The organism is Mesorhizobium sp. M1342 (assembly GCF_040317955.1).
In the GTDB taxonomy this organism is placed as follows: Bacteria; Pseudomonadota; Alphaproteobacteria; order Rhizobiales; family Rhizobiaceae; genus Mesorhizobium.
On record NZ_JAMYLI010000012.1, the window covers coordinates 72,567 to 88,320 of the forward strand.

A 15,754-nucleotide genomic window follows, 5' to 3' on the forward strand; every position below is an offset into this window, starting at 1 on the left:
ACGTCAATCTGTTGCTGATGGACTGACGGCTTCATGCGCGCGACTTGTTGAATGGACTTAAGCAGGTTTCAGAGCGAAGTTCGCTTCGGGGCAGGGCTTTGTCAGGTTGTCGAGGAGAAAACATGTCGCAACTGCTCCATCCCGTATCCCGCCGCGATCTCCTTGCGGGTGCCGCCGCCGCAGGGGCACTGATCATGCTGCATCCGTTCTCCGCCCGCGCTCAAGGCAACCAGGCCCATCTTCGGATCATGGAAACCACCGACATCCATGTGAACGTGCTGCCTTACGATTACTACGCCGACAAAGCGAACGACACGCTGGGTCTGTCGCGCACGGCGTCTCTCATCGATGCTGTGCGCAAGGAAGCCGTGAATTCGATGCTGATCGACAATGGCGACCTGCTGCAGGGCAACCCGATGGGCGACTACATCGCCTATGAGAAGGGGCTGAAGGACGGCGACCTGCATCCGGTCATGAAAGGCATGAACCTGCTCGGCTACGAGTGCTCGACACTGGGCAACCACGAGTTCAACTACGGCCTGTCGTTCCTGGACAAGGTGCTGGCCGGTGCCAATTTTCCCTTCGTCTGCGCCAATTTGATCCGCGGGACCGAGCTTGCCGCTAACCCGCGCGACGACAAGCTCTATCTCAAGCCCTATGTCATCCTCGACAAGAAGATAAAGGACGGCGCGGGCGCCGAGCAGCCGATCAGGATCGGCATTATCGGCTTCGTGCCGCCGCAGATCATGGTTTGGGATCTCAAGAACCTGGAAGGCAACGTCAAGACGCGCGACATCGTCGAGGCGGCCAAGGCCTGGGTGCCGCAGATGAAGGAGGAGGGCGCCGACATCGTCATTGCGCTCTCGCATTCCGGCATCGATGTGAAGCAGGGCGAGATGATGGAGAACGCCTCGTTCTTCGTCGCCGGTGTCGACGGCATCGATGCGGTGTTCACCGGTCACCAGCATCTGGTGTTCCCCGGCAAGAAGGATTTCCAGTCGCTCGATGGTGTCGACACGCAGAAAGGCACGCTGCAGGGCAAGCCCGCCGTCATGGGCGGCTTCTGGGGCTCGCATATGGGGCTGGTCGACCTGATGCTGGAACGTGACGGGTCGAAATGGAAGGTCGTTTCAGCCACTTCCGAGGCGCGGCCGATCTTCGAACGCGTCGACAACAAGAACAAGCCGACTGTCCCGGACGACAAGCGCATCATCGCGGCCCTCGAACAGGACCACCAGGCGACACTGGCCTATGTGCGCCGCCCTGTCGGCAAGACCTCCGCGCCGCTCTATTCCTATTTCGCGCTGGTCGCCGACGATCCGTCGGTGCAGGTCGTCAGCCAGGCGCAGACCTGGTACCTCAAGGATATTCTCAAGAACACGCAATGGAAGGACGTGCCGCTGCTGTCGGCCGCCGCTCCCTTCAAGGCCGGCGGGCGCAACGGCGCCGACTACTATACCGACGTGCCGGCAGGCGACATCGCCATCAAGAATGTTGCCGACCTCTACCTCTATCCCAACACCGTGCGTGCGGTCGAAATCACCGGTGCGCAGGTCAAGGAATGGCTTGAAATGTCGGCCGGCATCTTCAACCGGATCGAGCCTGATAAGGCCGACCAGACCCTCATCAACACCGATTTTCCGTCCTACAATTTCGACGTCATCGACGGCGTCACCTACAAGATCGATCTGTCGCAGCCGTCGAAATACGATGCCAAGGGCGGGCTGGCCAACGCTGGCGCCAATCGCATCGTCGACCTGAGTTTCGATGGAAAACCAATTGATCCCAAACAGAAATTCGTCATCGCGACCAACAATTACCGGGCTGGTGGCGGCGGCAATTTCCCCGACATCAATGCCTCGAAGATCATCTACGAAGCACCGGACACCAATCGCGACGTCATCGTCCGCTATATCGTCAGCGAGGGCACGATCAATCCGTCGGCGGACGACAACTGGTCGTTCGCACCGCTGCCTGGAGCCAGCGCCGTGTTCGAAACCGGCCCCAAGGCCAAGGATTTCATTGCGCAGGTGAAATCGCTGAAGATCGAGCCGGCGGGCGAGGGCGAGGCAGGATTCGCGAAATACCGCATCCTGCTTTGAAGGGTGACGGCGACCGCGCGGCCATGTCGAGATCGTGCTCGACATCGCTTGGTCAGCGGCAATGAAAATCGAAGAGCGTGTCGATTTACGCCTTGTAGACCACCTGGCGCACGTCGATGTAGCTGGCGCGGAAGCCGGCTTCGCAATAGTGCAGGTAGAACTCCCAGAGCTTCTTGAAGCGGTCGTCGAAGCCGAGCGGAACGATCTTCTCCCATGACGCCCGGAACCGGTGGCGCCATTCGGCGAGCGTGCGCGCGTAGTCGTCGGGAAAGACGCGCTCGCGCAGGTGGGCGAGGCCATGATCCTTGCCCAGTGCCTTCAGGATCGACGGTGTCGGCAGCATGCCGCCCGGGAAGACGTAGCGCTGGATGAAATCCGGCCTTGCGCGATAGGTGTCGTAGGCGGCTTCGTTGATGGTGATGATCTGCAGGCCGGCAGTGCCCCCAGGCCTCAGGCAGGCCTTCATCTTGCCGAAAAACACCGGCCAGTATTTCTCGCCGACCGCCTCGAACATCTCGATCGAGGCGATGCGGTCATAGGTGCCGGTTTCGTCGCGATAATCCTGCAGCTTGATGTCGACCTTGTCGGCAAGGCCAGCCTTGGCGATGCGAGCCGTGGCAAAATCGTGCTGCTCGCGGCTGATCGTCAGCCCGGTCACGCGGCAGCCGATCTCGCGCGCCGCGAATTCGGCGAAGCCACCCCAGCCGCAGCCGATTTCCAGCACATGGTCCTTCGGACCGATCCCTGTATCCTTCGCCAGAGCGCGATATTTGGCGGCCTGGGCGCCTTCCAGGTCGTTGGCACCGGTCGTGTAGAGCGCCGAAGAATAGGTCATGCTCGGATCGAGCCATTCCTTGTAGAAGGCGTTGCCGAGGTCGTAATGCGCGGAGATATTGCGTTTCGAACCGGTGCGCGTGTTCTGGTTGAACCAGTGGCGGATGCGCTGGACGGTGTTGATCAGCCAACTGGTGCCGCCCGCGATACGCTCGCCGATGACCGAATTGACCACGAACAGCTCCAGGAAGCTGGTCACATCAGGGCTTTCCCAATCGCCGTCCATATAGGATTCGGCAACGCCGATCGTGCCGCCGGAAAAGGCGCGGCCCGGCAAGCGCCAATTCTTCAACACCAGTTCGGCATCTGGGCCAGGTCCCTTGCCGCCGACGAGGACGGCACGGCCGTCCGGCAGCCTGACCTTGAGCGAACCGCGCGGCAGGTTCATCGCCGCCGACAGCACCATGCGCGCTTTCGCTGGAAGACCTTTCACGATCTCCGCGAAATTGAATTCATCGAGCCTGACCGCGTCGCTCAATGCTACGCCAAAATGTTCCTTTTGCGCCATCTCATGCCCCTGGATTTCCGCGGTGTCGGCGCAAATTGCCGGGCCACGGTTCTCTTGGATCATTCGCCAGCTTCGAACGCCGCCGCGACCGGTTCGTCGGCGAGCGGGCTCGAATGAAGTGCGCGCACCCTACCAGAGCTTCAGCGCTTCCCGGTGAATCCGTGCGACAATCTTCCACGTCATGCGGGGAAACTTCAAGGGGCAGGCTGCAACCGGGGCTGTGCCAAGCAGATTGCTCGCGCCGGCGGGCATCTGTGCCTTTGCACAGCCAAGGCGCAGCGCGTTAAAAAACGCCTATGGCCGCAGAATTCCTTGTGCGATAGATTTAGCCATGCGTTATGTAATCGTCATTGCCGCCATCGCGTTTTTCCTGATCTGGGACGGCATGTACAATCAGGGCCGGTATCTCGACACCACGGTGAGAGAACTTAGCCGCATTGTGCGATATGCTACCGGCAAGGTTTAGCTCCGGCGGCTGCAGCCGCGACATCCTTGTCGATTGACGCCAACGTCCTGCCGTCACAAAAGACCCCAGCACTTTGATCGAGGAGGCGGGGTTGATCCGGCATATCGTTTTCTTCAGCGCGCGGCGAAAAGAGGATGTCGAGGCTGTGCGCACCGGCTTGCTGGCGCTCGGCGACATTCCTCATTCCAGCCTTTTCGAGGTCACCTTGAACACCAAGGTCGATCCACTGTCCGATGAGGTCGACGTGGTCGTCTATGCGGAGTTCGCCGACGACGCCGCGCTGGCCGCCTACAAGGCGCACCCGCTCTATGCGCAGACCACCAGCAAGGTCAAACCGATGCGCGAACTGCGCTATTCCGCCGATGTCGTTGCCGGAAGCTGATGCCTTGTCCAGGTGGTGCCTTTTTCGAAGTCCGGTGAACTGACGTGGGCGAACTGGCCGGGATTGCGATCAAGTCTTGAACCGATTTGCGGAATGATGCACATCGCGCCTGCATGACCCAAACCGCAGCCGCAGGCACTCATCCGCTCGATCACCTGGTGCTGCCGACGCAGAGCCTTGAGGTTGCGCGAGCCCGGCTCACCGCGCTTGGCTTCGTCGTGGCCCCGACCGGCATCCATCCCTTCGGAACGGAAAACTGCTGTGTTTTCCTGGCCGACGGCACGTATCTCGAACCGCTCGCGGTCGGCGACGAACAGGTGGCGACAAAGGCTATCGCAGACGGCAATGTCTTCGTCACGCGTGATCGCGCCTATCGCGACAGCAACGGCGACGAGGGATTTTCCGCCATTGTTCTAGGCACGGGCAATGCCGACGCCGACCATGCACGCTATGTCGGTGCCGGCATCTCGGCGGGAGACATGCTGGGTTTTTCGCGCGCCTTCACCGACCCGGCCGGCAAAAGCGACATCGCATCGTTCAAGCTCGCCTTCGCGGCCGGAGCCGAAGCCACGGACGCCTTCCTGTTTGCCTGCGAGCGCGTCAACGCGCCTGATGTTGACCGTACGGCTTTGCAGGCCCACGCCAACGGCGCGACCGGAATTGTCGAGATCTTGGCGATCAGCGATGCGCCCGGAAAGCAGCATGGGCTTATTTCCGTGGCGGTGGACGATCCGGCCGCCGACAGGCAGGGCGGCAGGTTTCCCTTGCCGAATGCAGATTTGAGCGTGCTTGACGGCCCGGCTTTCACCGCGCGCTTCGGCCTGCCTGCCGGCGCGCCGACAGATCTACGCTTCGCAGCGGTGGTCTTTTCGGTTGGGAACGCCGATGTGACATCGAGGCTGCTTGCAGCCAATTCCGTCCAACACGATATAGCGGGCAATGATATCGTCGTGCGGCCTGCACCCGGACAGGGCGCGGCCTTCATCTTCCGGGAGATCCCATGAGCAAGCCGCAAGCGTCCAATTCAATGGCGCCCAATTCGTCGGTAACCGTCGGCAATGTCGTCTTCGACAACAAGGCGGCTCTGTCGCTGATCGCCGGCCCTTGTCAGTTTGAATCACGCCAGCACGCCTTCGATATGGCCGGCGCGCTGAAGGAACTGACCGGCAGGCTCGGCATAGGGCTCGTCTACAAGACCAGCTACGACAAGGCCAACCGCACCTCGCTGTCGGCGACGCGCGGTGCCGGTATGGACGCAGCCCTTCCCGTCTTCGACGAGTTGCGCAAGGAATTTTCGCTCCCCGTGCTGACCGATGTCCATACCGAGGAGCAGTGCGCGATCGTCGCGCCGCATGTCGATGTCCTGCAGATTCCGGCTTTCCTGTCGCGCCAGACGGACATGCTGGTCGCCGCCGCCAGGACCGGCAAGGTTATCAATGTGAAGAAGGGGCAGTTCCTCGCCCCCTGGGACATGAAGAACGTCGTCGCCAAGATCACCGGATCCGGCAATGCCAATGTGCTGACCACCGAGCGCGGCGCGTCCTTCGGCTACAACACGCTGGTGTCCGACATGCGCGCTCTGCCCATCATGGCCGAGATCGGCGCGCCGGTGATCTTCGATGCCACGCATTCGGTGCAGCAACCGGGCGGGCAGGGTGGTTCCTCGGGCGGCGAGCGCCGCTTTGTCGAGACGCTGGCGCGCGCTGCAGTCGCTGTCGGCGTTGCCGGCGTGTTCATCGAGACCCATCAGGATCCCGACAACTCGACCTCTTCCGACGGCCCGAACATGCTCCCGTTGAAGGACATGCCGGCCCTGCTCGAGCGGCTGATGGCATTCGACCGCATCGCCAAGGGCCTCTAAGGGCGGACGCATACTCCGCCGACTGCCGGCGCTTGTGGAAGGCACGAGCCGGCTATACGCTTGGCTGGCAAATAAGCGTTTTGGCAGGAGGAAGCCATGTCCGTCGCCCGCGTCACCGAAATCACATCCTCGTCGAACAAGAGCTTTCAGGACGCCATCGAACAGGGAATTGCGCGCGCATCCAAAACCCTGAAGAACGTCGAGGGCGCCTGGATCCAGGACCAGAAGATCGTCGTCCAAGACGGCAAGATTGTTGCTTATCGCGTCAATATGAAGGTTACCTTCATCCTCGCGGAGTGAACGGTCGACGCCGAAAAAGTCGGGAACCTTCGCCCGCGCCCCTCATTGTCCAAGTATGGTTCGAAACCACAATGAGGAGCACAATCATGGCAACCCAGACAGGTCACACCCAAGCCATCGCCGCTTCGCGGGTCATCGGCACATCGGTCTACAATACCGAAGGCACGAGCATCGGCAGCATCGAGGATGTGATGCTTGACAAGATGACGAACGGCATCATGTTCGCGGTCATCGGTTTTGGCGGCTTCCTCGGTATCGGCGAGAAATATCACGCCATTCCGTGGGCAAGCCTCGACTACGATGAGGACAAAGGCGGGTATGTCGTGCCGTTTTCCAAGGAACAACTCAGGGCGGCACCTGCCTATTCGATCAACGAATTGACCGGGGCGGATGGTGAGGCGGCCCGCGACGAATCCTACAATTATTACAAGGTCACGCCTTACTGGCATTAACAGCAACCACAAAGCGGGCCCACCGAGAGGCGGGGCCGCTTTGGATTCTGGCTTATTCGCTGACGTATAAGGGGGCCATCGCCTTCGGCGGCGACTGCTGATTGTCGCACGACGTCAGGAATGCCGCCGCGATCAGGAACAGACTCACGATACCACTCAACTGGGACATGGCGAAACTCCTCCTGTTTCGCCCGCGCCCCCGCACCATAGCCACAAGCCGGCCTGCCGTACATGACTTATGATGACAGCGATTTGCGCTTCGTGAATCGTTCGGAGGCTGATGCCGCGGCAATAATTGCCAGCCGGCCGATTGCCTTTTGCAGCACTTTGGCTAAGACGTGCGGCATTCTTCAGATCAATCGAGGACATCGCAAATGACCGCCATCATCGACATTGTCGGGCGTGAAATCCTGGACAGCCGTGGAAATCCGACCGTCGAGGTCGATGTCATTCTCGAAGATGGCTCAATGGGCCGCGCGGCGGTGCCATCGGGTGCTTCGACCGGCGCCCACGAGGCCGTCGAACTGCGCGACGGCGGTGCCCGCTATCTCGGCAAGGGTGTGCTCAGGGCCGTCGAAGCGGTGAACGGCGAACTGTTCGAGGCGATTGGCGGCATGGAAGCCGAAAACCAGATCCATATCGACCAGACCATGATCGAGCTTGACGGCACGCCCAACAAGAGCCGGCTTGGCGCCAACGCCATTCTCGGCGTGTCGCTGGCGGTGGCCAAGGCGGCCGCCGATGCTGCCGGCCTGCCGCTGTACCGTTATGTCGGTGGCACCAAGGCGCATCTCCTGCCGGTACCGATGATGAACATCATCAATGGTGGCGCGCATGCCGACAACCCGATCGACTTCCAGGAATTCATGATCCTGCCGATCGGCGCGCCGACGCTGCGCGAAGGTGTACGCTGGGGTTCGGAAATCTTCCATACGCTGCGCAAGAAGCTGAAGGATGCCGGCCACAACACCAATGTCGGCGACGAGGGCGGCTTTGCCCCGAACCTGAAAAGCGCCCCGGTGGCGCTCGATTTCATCATGGAATCGATCGAGCAGGCCGGCTTCAAGCCGGGCGACGAGATCGCGCTCGGCCTCGATTGCGCCGCGACCGAGTTCTTCAAGGACGGCAACTACGTCTATGAGGGCGAGAAGAAGACGCGCGATCCCAAGGCCCAGGCCAAATACCTGGCCAAGCTTGCCGCCGACTATCCGATCATCTCGATCGAGGACGGCTTGGCCGAGGACGATTGGGAAGGCTGGAAGTACCTGACCGACCTGATCGGCAAGAAGACGCAGCTGGTCGGCGACGATTTGTTCGTCACCAACACGGCGCGGCTACGCGACGGCATCCGCATGGGCGTTGCCAATTCGATCCTGGTCAAGGTCAACCAGATCGGCTCGTTGACGGAAACGCTCGACGCCGTCGAGACCGCGCACAAGGCCGGCTACACCGCCGTCATGTCGCACCGCTCGGGCGAAACCGAGGATTCGACCATCGCCGATCTCGCGGTTGCCACCAATTGCGGACAGATCAAGACCGGCTCGCTGTCGCGCTCCGACCGCATGGCCAAGTACAACCAGCTGATCCGCATCGAGGAAGAACTCGGCAAGCAGGCAAGCTATGCCGGCAAGTCGGTGATCAAGGGCTGATCCGGAAAACACTCGGATATCGGATGAAAGGGCGGGAGCATTCCCGCCTTTTTTCATTTCGGTTCGCCAAACCGGTCACCTGTAACCGTCCGTTAAGCACAATCGGGCGAAAAAGATCGTGAGCCGCCTGAGTTCGCGGGCTAGAGCCGGATGATTTCAGGTCTGTTCGACCTGAAGTCTGAATCCGACTCTAAATCAAAGAGATAGAGCATGTTGTCGTCCGAAAACCGCTTCACACATTTCGGCATCACGCTCTAGAGGAACCGGGCGATGTGGACGCGTCAGCACAAGCAGAGAAACACCGGCCGGCTGATCATTCCCTCGCTTTGCGTGGTGTTCCTGGCCTATTTCGGCTTTCATGCCTATCACGGCGAATTCGGCATCTATTCGAAATATCAGCTGGAAGCCCAGACGGTTGCGCTGCAAGGCCAGCTCGATGCGATCAAGGCGCGCCGCATGGAACTCGAGCGCCGCGTTCGGCTGATGCATGAAGGCACGCTCGAGAAGGACATGCTCGATGAGCAGGCACGCAAGGCGCTCAATCTGTCCCAAGCCGATGAAATCACCATTATGTTGCCGACCTCGGTGAAATAACTGATTTCCAGTTAATCGCCAATATTTTCAACGATTTTAATTGCTTAGGCGCATGCCAGCTATGCAAATTCGGCATGGCGCAACGCTTTGACGCGTGTTAGCCTCCCTAAAATCGGTGGGGAGGAGCTGATCTCCCCAGAGCAGATTTCATCCTGCTCTAATGTCCACGAAGAGACGCCAACAGGGAGTGATGCATGGCCACCGCAGCCAGAAAAGCGCCTGCCAAATCCAAATCCGACGGCAAATCGGGGCTTTCCGCCCCCAAGCCCGCCGAGTTCACCAAGGATGAAGAGCTTGCCGCCTACCGGCACATGCTGCTCATCCGTCGTTTCGAGGAAAAGGCCGGCCAGCTTTACGGCATGGGTTTCATCGGCGGCTTCTGTCACCTCTATATCGGCCAGGAAGCGGTCGTCACCGGCATGAAGATGGCGCTGATCGACGGCGATCAGATGATCACCGCCTATCGCGACCACGGCCACATGCTGGCGATGGAGCTGTCGCCGCGCGGCGTCATGGCCGAGCTGACCGGGCGTCGGGGCGGCTTGTCCCGGGGCAAGGGCGGCTCCATGCACATGTTCTCCAAGGAAAAGCACTTTTACGGCGGCCACGGCATCGTCGGTGCGCAGGTGTCTCTTGGTACTGGTCTCGCCTTTGCCAACCGCTACCGCGACAACAACAATGTCTCGCTGACCTATTTCGGCGACGGCGCGGCCAACCAGGGCCAGGTCTATGAAAGCTTCAACATGGCCTCGCTGTGGAAGCTGCCGGTGATCTACATCATCGAGAACAACCGCTATGCGATGGGCACCTCGGTGTCGCGCTCTTCGGCGGAAACCAACTTTTCGCATCGTGGTGCCTCGTTCAAGATCCCGGGCATCCAGGTCGACGGCATGGACGTGCGCGCTGTCAAGGCTGCCGCCGACCAGGCGACCGAATGGTGCCGCGCCGGCAACGGGCCGATCATTCTCGAAATGCAGACCTACCGCTACCGCGGTCACTCGATGTCCGATCCGGCAAAATACCGCTCCAAGGAAGAAGTGCAGAAGATGCGCTCGGACCATGACCCGATCGAGCAGGTCAAGGCACGGCTGATGGAAAAGAAGTGGGCGACCGAGGACGAGCTCAAGACCATCGACAAGGAGGTCCGCGACATCGTCGCCGACGCCGCCGAATTTGCCCAGAACGACGCGGAGCCGGATCCGTCCGAGCTCTGGACCGATATCGTATTGTAACGGGAGGGCAAGGACATGCCGATCGAAATTCTCATGCCCGCTCTCTCGCCGACCATGGAAGAGGGCAATCTTTCCAAGTGGTTGAAGAACGAGGGCGACAAGGTCGTCGCCGGCGACGTTATCGCCGAGATCGAGACCGACAAGGCGACGATGGAAGTCGAAGCTGTTGACGAAGGCACGCTGGGCAAGATCCTGATCGCCGCCGGTACCGAAGGCGTCAAGGTCAACACACCGATCGCCGTGCTGCTGCAGGACGGCGAAAGTGCCGGGGATATCGGCAAGTCTGCGGCGCCCGCCAAGGCGGAAGCACCTGCAAAGGCAGAGGCTCCGGCCGCAGCAGAGGACAAGGCGGAGGCCACAAAGCCGGCCGCCGCACCGGTGGCTGCCGCCCCGAAGACGGAGATCGCCGCCGATCCGGACATTCCGGCCGGCACGGAGATGGTCTCCACCACGGTGCGCGAAGCGCTGCGCGATGCGATGGCCGAGGAAATGCGCCGCGACGGCGATGTCTTCGTCATGGGCGAGGAGGTTGCCGAATACCAGGGCGCCTACAAGATCACGCAGGGCCTGCTGCAGGAATTCGGGCCGCGGCGCGTCGTCGATACGCCGATCACCGAGCATGGCTTTGCCGGCGTTGGCGTGGGTGCGGCGATGGCCGGCCTGAAGCCGATCGTCGAGTTCATGACCTTCAACTTCGCCATGCAGGCGATCGACCAGATCATCAACTCGGCCGCCAAGACGCTCTATATGTCCGGCGGCCAGATGGGCGCGCCGATCGTGTTCCGTGGACCGAACGGTGCCGCCGCACGCGTCGCTGCCCAGCACTCGCAGTGCTATGCCGCCTGGTACAGCCACATTCCGGGCCTGAAAGTGGTGATGCCCTACACCGCCGCTGACGCCAAGGGCTTGCTGAAGGCAGCGATCCGCGATCCGAACCCAATCATCTTCCTCGAGAATGAAATCCTTTACGGTCAGTCCTTCGACGTGCCGAAGCTGGACGATTTCGTGTTGCCGATCGGCAAGGCGCGCATCCATAAATCAGGCAAGGATGTCACCATCGTCTCCTTCGGCATCGGCATGACCTATGCGGTCAAGGCTGAAGCGGGACTGCGTGGCCTTGGCATCGATGCCGAGATCATCGACTTGCGCACGATCCGGCCGCTCGATCTCGACACCATCATCGCCTCGGTCAAGAAGACCAACCGCCTGGTGGTGGTGGAGGAAGGTTATCCGCAGAACTCGGTCGGCGACCATATCGCCAACCAGGTGTCGCAGCGCGCCTTCGACTTTCTGGACGCGCCGGTCATCACCATCGCCGGCAAGGATGTGCCGATGCCTTATGCGGCCAACCTCGAGAAGCTGGCGTTGCCGAATGTCGGCGAAGTCATCGAGGCGGTCAAAGCCGTCACGTATCGCTGAACCGGGCGGGAGGACAAAATGCCAATCAACATCACCATGCCGGCCCTGTCGCCCACGATGGAAGAGGGCAATCTGTCCAAGTGGCTCGTCAAGGAAGGCGACAAGGTTTCGCCGGGCGATGTCATTGCCGAGATCGAGACCGACAAGGCGACGATGGAAGTCGAAGCTGTCGATGAGGGCACGGTTGCAAAGCTCGTCGTTCCCGCCGGCACCGAGGGCGTCAAGGTCAATGCGCTGATCGCCGTGCTCGCCGGAGAGGGCGAGGATGCAGGCGCCGTCGCGAAAAGCGGTGGCGGTGCCGCACCAGCGAAAGCCGAGGCGCCGAAAGCGGAGGAGCCCAAGGCTGACGCACCAAAGGCGGAAGCATCAAAGGCGGAACCGGTCGCGACCGCACCCAAGGCAGAGGCGGCTCCAGTTGCCAATGGTCATGCGGCCGGCGAGCGCACCTTCGCCTCGCCGCTCGCACGTCGCATCGCCAGGGAAGCCGGCGTCGATGTGTCTGCCGTGACCGGCACCGGCCCGCATGGCCGCGTCGTCAAGGCAGATATCGACGCCGCGATTGCCGGTGGCGGCGCCAAGCCTGCCGCCAAGGCAGCACCCGCCGGGGCTCCGGCAACTGCTCCTGCTGTGAAGGCGATGTCCGACGATCAGGTGCTGAAGCTGTTCGAGGCTGGCTCCTACGATCTCGTCCCGCATGACAATATGCGCAAGACCATTGCGCGCCGCCTGGTCGAGGCCAAGACCACCATCCCGCATTTCTACCTGACGCTCGACTGCGAGCTCGATGCACTCCTCGCATTGCGCACGCAGATTAACGCCGCAGCCCCGGTAAAGAAGACCGACAAAGGCGATGCGCCCGCCTACAAGCTGTCGGTCAACGACATGGTCATCAAGGCGATGGCGATGGCGCTGAAGGCGGTGCCGGATGCCAATGCCTCATGGACCGAAAGCGCCATGGTCAAGCACAAGCATGCCGATGTCGGCGTCGCCGTGTCGATCCCGGGCGGCCTGATCACACCGATCATTCGGCATGCCGACGAAAAGACGCTGTCCACCATCTCCAACGAGATGAAGGATCTGGCCAGCCGGGCGCGCAGCCGCAAGCTGAAGCCGGAAGAGTATCAGGGCGGCACCACGGCGGTGTCCAACCTCGGCATGTTCGGCATCAAGGACTTTGCCGCCGTCATCAACCCGCCGCATGCGACGATCCTTGCCGTCGGTGCCGGCGAGGAGCGGGCGGTGGTCAAGAACGGCGAGATCAAAATCGCCACCGTGATGTCGGTGACGCTGTCGACCGACCATCGCGCCGTCGACGGCGCGCTGGGTGCCGAACTGCTGGTCGCCTTCAAGCGCCTGATCGAGAACCCGATGGGCATGCTGGTTTAGGACGGAGAGGGCGGTGCGGATCTTCTTCACCTCCCTTATGGCGTTTTTCCTGTCAGGATTGGCAGGCGGCTTGGTTGCTCAACAGCTGGCGGTCGCAACCCATGCGCAGGAAGAATACATTCTGGTGTTCATGACGTCGGTGCTTGTCACCATTGTCGCGACGATCGTGTTTTTCATCGCGCAGCTTTTTTCGAACGCACCGTCGATCATCAACTGGCTGGGCCTCTGCGCAATTGTCCTGTTCGTGCTGATCGGGCTCGGCCTGATCGGTTGGACGTTCTCTCAGCCGGTCGATAAGCGCCAGTGGGAAGGTGACCTGCCGATCGTCGCCGGCCTGGTTTTGCCGAACCTGGCCACTGTGCTGGTTCACTGGCTGTTCGTGCGCTGGCGGTTGAGGCGCGGCTCGATTAACGCACAGGTGGGCGCATGAAGACGGTTCTTTGTTACGGCGACTCGCTGACCTGGGGCTACAATGCCGAAGGTGGCCGCCATGCGCTGGAAGACCGCTGGCCGAGCGTGCTGCAGGCAGCGTTAGGCGCCGACGTGCAAGTGATTGCCGATGGCCTCAACGGCCGCACCACGGCCTTCGACGATCATCTGGCCGGTGCGGACCGCAACGGTGCAAAACTGCTACCAACCGTCCTGACGACCCATGCGCCGATCGACCTGATTGTCATCATGCTCGGCGCCAACGACATGAAGCCGTGGATCCACGGCAATCCCGTCGCGGCCAAGCAGGGCATCCAGCGGCTGATCGACATCGTGCGCGGTCACGACTATCCGTTCGACTGGCCGGCGCCGCAGATCCTGATCGTTTCGCCGCCTGTGGTCAGCCGTACAGACAATGCCGAATTCAAGGAGATGTTCGCCGGCGGTGACGAGGCTTCGACGCGGTTGGCGCCGCTCTATGCCGCTCTTGCCGATGAGGCCGGCTGCGGCTTCTTCGACGCCGGCAGCGTGGCGCAAACCACCCCGCTCGACGGCGTCCATCTCGATGCCGAAAACACGCGAAACATCGGCAAGGCGCTGGCACCCGTCGTGCGCGTCATGCTGGAATTGTGAAGGAGAAAAACCGTGGCTGAGAACTACGACGTCATCATCATCGGCTCCGGCCCTGGCGGCTATGTCACCGCGGTGCGTTCCGCGCAACTCGGCTTCAAGACGGCGATCGTCGAGCGCGAGCATCTCGGCGGTATCTGCCTCAACTGGGGCTGCATCCCGACCAAGGCGCTGCTGCGCTCGGCCGAGATCATGCACTATTCGGACCACCTGAAGGATTACGGGCTGAAGCTCGACGGCAAGGTCAGCGTCGATGCGTCAGCCGTGGTCGACCGCTCGCGCAAGGTGTCGCTGCGGCTCAATGGCGGCGTTGCCTTCCTCATGAAGAAGAACAAGGTCGACGTCATCTGGGGCGAGGCCAAGCTTTCGAAGCCGGGCGAGATCGTCGTGTCGAAGACGGCCAAGAAGCCGATGGAGCCGCAGCCGCCAGTGCCGAAAGGCGTCAAAGGCGAAGGCACCTATACCGCCAAGCACATCATCCTGGCGACCGGCGCCCGGCCGCGCGCACTGCCCGGTATCGAGCCGGACGGCAAGCTGATCTGGACTTATTTTGAAGCCATGGTGCCGAAGGAGATGCCGAAGTCGCTGCTGGTCATGGGGTCGGGCGCCATCGGCATCGAATTCGCCTCCTTCTACCGCACCATGGGCGCCGAAGTGACGGTGGTCGAGCTGCTGCCTGCGGTGATGCCGGTCGAGGATGCCGAAGTCTCGAAATTCGCGCAGAAGCAGTTCGAGAAGCAAGGCATGAAGATCATCCTCGAAGCCAAGGTGACCAAGGTCGAGAAGGGTGCCAACTCGGTCACCGCGCATGTCGAGATGAAGGACGGTAAGGTCGAGAAGATCACCGCCGATCGGATGATCTCGGCCGTCGGCGTCCAGGGCAACATCGAGGGCCTCGGGCTCGAGGCGCTTGGCGTGAAAACGGAGCGTGGCTGCGTCGTCATCGATGGTTACGGCAAGACCAACGTGCCGGGCATCTACGCCATCGGCGATGTCGCCGGCCCGCCGATGCTCGCTCACAAGGCCGAACATGAGGGGGTCGTGTGCATCGAGAAGATCGCAGATTTTCCTGGCGTGCATGCCACCGACAAGCTGAAGATTCCGGGCTGCACCTACTGCAATCCGCAGGTCGCCTCGGTAGGCCTGACGGAAGCCAAGGCCAAGGCCGAGGGCAAGGACATCCGGGTCGGGCGCTTCCAGTTCGCCGCCAATGGCAAGGCCATTGCGCTCGGCGAGGATCAGGGTTTCATCAAGACCATCTTCGACAAGAAGACCGGTCAATTGCTCGGCGCCCACATGGTCGGTGCCGAAGTGACCGAACTGATCCAGGGTTTTGTCGTGGCGATGAACCTGGAGACGACCGAGGAAGAGCTGATGCACACCATCTTCCCGCACCCGACGCTGTCGGAGATGATGAAGGAAAGCGTGCTCGACGCCTATGGCCGCGCGCTCAACGCCTGATAGATTGAAAGCGCTGCTACAGATGGAACCCGGCGGCAAGGTACTTCGT

16 protein-coding genes are annotated in these 15,754 nt (G+C 61.3%); 15 read left to right on the top strand and 1 reads right to left on the bottom strand.

Going from position 1 to position 15,754, the window contains the following annotated elements; all coding sequences use genetic code 11:
• Nucleotides 1–122 precede the first annotated feature (122 nt).
• A complete protein-coding gene (locus NKH06_RS14375; protein WP_352775232.1) occupies nucleotides 123–2,102 on the top strand; it encodes a bifunctional 2',3'-cyclic-nucleotide 2'-phosphodiesterase/3'-nucleotidase in 1,980 nt (659 codons plus the stop codon).
• Between the two features lie 85 nt (nucleotides 2,103–2,187).
• Here the strand turns inward: NKH06_RS14375 and NKH06_RS14380 are convergent, their stop codons facing one another.
• Complete coding sequence (locus tag NKH06_RS14380) at nucleotides 2,188–3,444, bottom strand: SAM-dependent methyltransferase (RefSeq protein WP_128304513.1); 1,257 nt, start codon at nucleotides 3,442–3,444, stop codon at nucleotides 2,188–2,190.
• A gap of 331 nt (nucleotides 3,445–3,775) precedes the next feature.
• On the opposite strand from NKH06_RS14380, the gene NKH06_RS14385 reads away from it, so the two are divergent.
• From NKH06_RS14385 to lpdA, 14 genes are all read left to right on the top strand, one after another.
• Nucleotides 3,776–3,910 carry a hypothetical protein gene (locus NKH06_RS14385; RefSeq protein ID WP_023812051.1) on the top strand — a complete coding sequence of 45 codons (135 nt, stop codon included), beginning with the start codon at nucleotides 3,776–3,778 and terminating at the stop codon, nucleotides 3,908–3,910.
• 91 nt (nucleotides 3,911–4,001) lie between these two features.
• Nucleotides 4,002–4,292, top strand: a complete 291-nt coding sequence (locus tag NKH06_RS14390; protein WP_023812050.1) for a Dabb family protein — start codon at nucleotides 4,002–4,004, stop codon at nucleotides 4,290–4,292.
• Between the two features lie 113 nt (nucleotides 4,293–4,405).
• Nucleotides 4,406–5,296 (top strand): VOC family protein, encoded by an 891-nt coding sequence (locus tag NKH06_RS14395; RefSeq protein WP_352751068.1) that lies wholly within the window; start codon nucleotides 4,406–4,408, stop codon nucleotides 5,294–5,296.
• Nucleotides 5,293–6,153, top strand: a complete 861-nt coding sequence (kdsA, locus tag NKH06_RS14400; protein WP_031213495.1) for a 3-deoxy-8-phosphooctulonate synthase — start codon at nucleotides 5,293–5,295, stop codon at nucleotides 6,151–6,153. The genes NKH06_RS14395 and kdsA overlap by 4 nt, the downstream gene beginning before the upstream one ends.
• Nucleotides 6,154–6,249: 96 nt before the next feature.
• Nucleotides 6,250–6,453, top strand: a complete 204-nt coding sequence (locus NKH06_RS14405; RefSeq protein ID WP_127294417.1) for a dodecin family protein — start codon at nucleotides 6,250–6,252, stop codon at nucleotides 6,451–6,453.
• 86 nt (nucleotides 6,454–6,539) lie between these two features.
• Nucleotides 6,540–6,905 carry a PRC-barrel domain-containing protein gene (locus NKH06_RS14410; RefSeq protein ID WP_127294419.1) on the top strand — a complete coding sequence of 122 codons (366 nt, stop codon included), beginning with the start codon at nucleotides 6,540–6,542 and terminating at the stop codon, nucleotides 6,903–6,905.
• 374 nt (nucleotides 6,906–7,279) lie between these two features.
• The gene (gene eno / locus NKH06_RS14415) at nucleotides 7,280–8,554 is read left to right on the top strand and encodes a phosphopyruvate hydratase (protein WP_023812044.1); all 1,275 of its coding nucleotides are present in this window, start codon (nucleotides 7,280–7,282) and stop codon (nucleotides 8,552–8,554) included.
• Nucleotides 8,555–8,824: 270 nt separating this feature from the next.
• A complete protein-coding gene (locus NKH06_RS14420; RefSeq protein ID WP_023812043.1) occupies nucleotides 8,825–9,148 on the top strand; it encodes an FtsB family cell division protein in 324 nt (107 codons plus the stop codon).
• A 194-nt stretch (nucleotides 9,149–9,342) separates the two neighbouring features.
• Entirely contained in the window at nucleotides 9,343–10,380 is a 1,038-nt protein-coding gene (pdhA, locus tag NKH06_RS14425) for a pyruvate dehydrogenase (acetyl-transferring) E1 component subunit alpha (RefSeq protein WP_023812042.1), read from the top strand.
• Nucleotides 10,381–10,395: 15 nt separating this feature from the next.
• Complete coding sequence (locus NKH06_RS14430) at nucleotides 10,396–11,799, top strand: pyruvate dehydrogenase complex E1 component subunit beta (RefSeq protein ID WP_352893318.1); 1,404 nt, start codon at nucleotides 10,396–10,398, stop codon at nucleotides 11,797–11,799.
• Between the two features lie 18 nt (nucleotides 11,800–11,817).
• On the top strand, nucleotides 11,818–13,185 hold the full coding sequence (locus NKH06_RS14435) for a pyruvate dehydrogenase complex dihydrolipoamide acetyltransferase (RefSeq protein WP_352677855.1): 1,368 nt from the start codon (nucleotides 11,818–11,820) through the stop codon (nucleotides 13,183–13,185).
• A gap of 13 nt (nucleotides 13,186–13,198) precedes the next feature.
• The gene (locus tag NKH06_RS14440; RefSeq protein ID WP_023812040.1) at nucleotides 13,199–13,615 is read left to right on the top strand and encodes a hypothetical protein; all 417 of its coding nucleotides are present in this window, start codon (nucleotides 13,199–13,201) and stop codon (nucleotides 13,613–13,615) included.
• Nucleotides 13,612–14,247 (top strand): SGNH/GDSL hydrolase family protein, encoded by a 636-nt coding sequence (locus NKH06_RS14445; RefSeq protein WP_128304447.1) that lies wholly within the window; start codon nucleotides 13,612–13,614, stop codon nucleotides 14,245–14,247. The genes NKH06_RS14440 and NKH06_RS14445 overlap by 4 nt, the downstream gene beginning before the upstream one ends.
• Before the next feature lie 12 nt (nucleotides 14,248–14,259).
• Nucleotides 14,260–15,705, top strand: a complete 1,446-nt coding sequence (lpdA, locus tag NKH06_RS14450) for a dihydrolipoyl dehydrogenase (RefSeq protein WP_352441534.1) — start codon at nucleotides 14,260–14,262, stop codon at nucleotides 15,703–15,705.
• Nucleotides 15,706–15,754: the final 49 nt, after the last annotated feature.

Excerpts from the sequence above, each read along its gene's own strand:
- NKH06_RS14375 (WP_352775232.1), top strand. The coding sequence starts at position 123 with ATGTCGCAACTGCTCCATCCCGTATCCCGCCGCGATCTCCTTGCGGGT.
- NKH06_RS14380 (WP_128304513.1), bottom strand. The coding sequence starts at position 3,444 with ATGGCGCAAAAGGAACATTTTGGCGTAGCATTGAGCGACGCGGTCAGG.
- NKH06_RS14385 (WP_023812051.1), top strand. The coding sequence starts at position 3,776 with ATGCGTTATGTAATCGTCATTGCCGCCATCGCGTTTTTCCTGATCTGG.
- NKH06_RS14395 (WP_352751068.1), top strand. The coding sequence starts at position 4,406 with ATGACCCAAACCGCAGCCGCAGGCACTCATCCGCTCGATCACCTGGTG.
- kdsA (WP_031213495.1), top strand. The coding sequence starts at position 5,293 with ATGAGCAAGCCGCAAGCGTCCAATTCAATGGCGCCCAATTCGTCGGTA.
- NKH06_RS14405 (WP_127294417.1), top strand. The coding sequence starts at position 6,250 with ATGTCCGTCGCCCGCGTCACCGAAATCACATCCTCGTCGAACAAGAGC.
- NKH06_RS14410 (WP_127294419.1), top strand. The coding sequence starts at position 6,540 with ATGGCAACCCAGACAGGTCACACCCAAGCCATCGCCGCTTCGCGGGTC.
- eno (WP_023812044.1), top strand. The coding sequence starts at position 7,280 with ATGACCGCCATCATCGACATTGTCGGGCGTGAAATCCTGGACAGCCGT.
- NKH06_RS14420 (WP_023812043.1), top strand. The coding sequence starts at position 8,825 with ATGTGGACGCGTCAGCACAAGCAGAGAAACACCGGCCGGCTGATCATT.
- pdhA (WP_023812042.1), top strand. The coding sequence starts at position 9,343 with ATGGCCACCGCAGCCAGAAAAGCGCCTGCCAAATCCAAATCCGACGGC.
- NKH06_RS14430 (WP_352893318.1), top strand. The coding sequence starts at position 10,396 with ATGCCGATCGAAATTCTCATGCCCGCTCTCTCGCCGACCATGGAAGAG.
- NKH06_RS14435 (WP_352677855.1), top strand. The coding sequence starts at position 11,818 with ATGCCAATCAACATCACCATGCCGGCCCTGTCGCCCACGATGGAAGAG.
- NKH06_RS14445 (WP_128304447.1), top strand. The coding sequence starts at position 13,612 with ATGAAGACGGTTCTTTGTTACGGCGACTCGCTGACCTGGGGCTACAAT.